This window comes from Pseudomonas sp. A-R-19 (genome assembly GCF_019956575.1).
Taxonomy (GTDB): Bacteria; Pseudomonadota; Gammaproteobacteria; order Pseudomonadales; family Pseudomonadaceae; genus Aquipseudomonas.
Window position 1 is genome coordinate 1 of the sequence record NZ_JAHBDR010000026.1, and the last position, 1,426, is coordinate 1,426.

A 1,426-nucleotide genomic window follows, 5' to 3' on the forward strand; every position below is an offset into this window, starting at 1 on the left:
TAATGCCGATCAGTTAAGCCTTCTCGCTTGACCTTTGGCCGCAAGAAATCAAAATCCGATGCCTGTACTGGCATCGGATTTTTTTATGCGTCTCGCTCGGGCACTGGAACTGACCCACAACATCGCCTCCACTCCCAACGCCATCGATGGATTGGATTCCTTACTCGACCCTTCTTTGGTCGAACAGGCACTTGAGCAGGCCGGTGTAGCGACCCTGCGCAAGCGGCGTTTGCCGCTGGAAATGATGCTTTGGTGCGTGATCTCCATGTCGTTCTTTCGACGTATGTCGGCCTGGGATGTGGTCAGCCGCATGAACATCATGCTGCCGGGACAGCGTCCGCTGGTAGCGCCCAGCGCCGTAGTCCAGGCCCGTCAGCGATTAGGCAGCGAAGCTGTACGACAGGTCTTCGATCTGACTCAGAAAAGTTGGCATGAAGCGGCCGCTCATCCAACTTGGGCCGGTTTGCGCTTACTGGGCGTCGACGGTGTCGTCTGGCGAACACCCGATACCCCCGAAAACCGTGCGCGTTACGACTCGGCCAGTAACCAGCATGGCGACACTGGTTTCCCTCAGGTGCGCATGGTCTGCCAAATGGAGTTGACCAGCCACTTGTTGATCGGCAGTGCGTTTGACGGCTACCGCAGCAACGAAATGAAGCTGGCAGAACAACTGATCGAAACCACGCCCGATCACTCGTTGACGCTGTTCGATCGCGGCTTTTATTCCTTGGGTTTGCTGCACCAGTGGCAGCAGGCCGGCTCCGAGCGCCATTGGCTGATGCCATTGCGCAAAGGTGCGCAGTACGAAGTGGTTCAGCGTCTGGGTCGCCAGGATGCGGTGGTTTCGTTAAGCACTTCGCCGCAGGCTCGCAAGCAATGGCCGGGGCTGCCGGAGCGTCTGACCGCGCGACTCCTGAGCAAAACCGTCAAAGGCAAGGTATGTCAGATCCTGACCTCAATGGCCGACCCGCTGCGCTTCCCGCCCGACGAAATCGTTGATCTGTACAGTCAGCGATGGGAGATTGAATTAGGCTTTCGGGAAATGAAACAGACGCTGCTCAACAGCAGCTATACGTTGCGCAGCAAAACGCCCGAGATGATCGAGCAGGAATTATGGGGAGTGTTGTTGGGCTACAACTTGTTGCGCTATCAAATGGTGGAAATGAGTCGCCACTGCCCCGGCATTTACCCATGTGAAATGAGTTTTACCGCCTGCACCTGGGCGATCCTCGGGTTTATCAACAGCGTCTCGGCCGACCGCTCCGGGAACATCCCCAAGTACCTGGCCGAGCTGCATGCCTCAGCCCCGCAGTATGTACTGCCTCATCGACGGGCGGAGCGCATTTACCCCCGGGCCATCAGGCTCAAATCCCCGAAGTATCCGATCAAAAATAAAAATGCCAGTCAGCTTAACTGACTGGCATTA

The 1,426-nt window shown here is 56.7% G+C and carries 1 protein-coding gene; it reads left to right on the plus strand.

Going from position 1 to position 1,426, the window contains the following annotated elements; translation table 11 throughout:
• The first annotated feature begins 85 nt into the window (after positions 1-85).
• Positions 86-1,417, plus strand: coding sequence for an IS4 family transposase (locus KGA88_RS31680; RefSeq protein ID WP_223588473.1), 1,332 nt, complete (start codon positions 86-88; stop codon positions 1,415-1,417).
• Positions 1,418-1,426 lie beyond the last annotated feature (9 nt).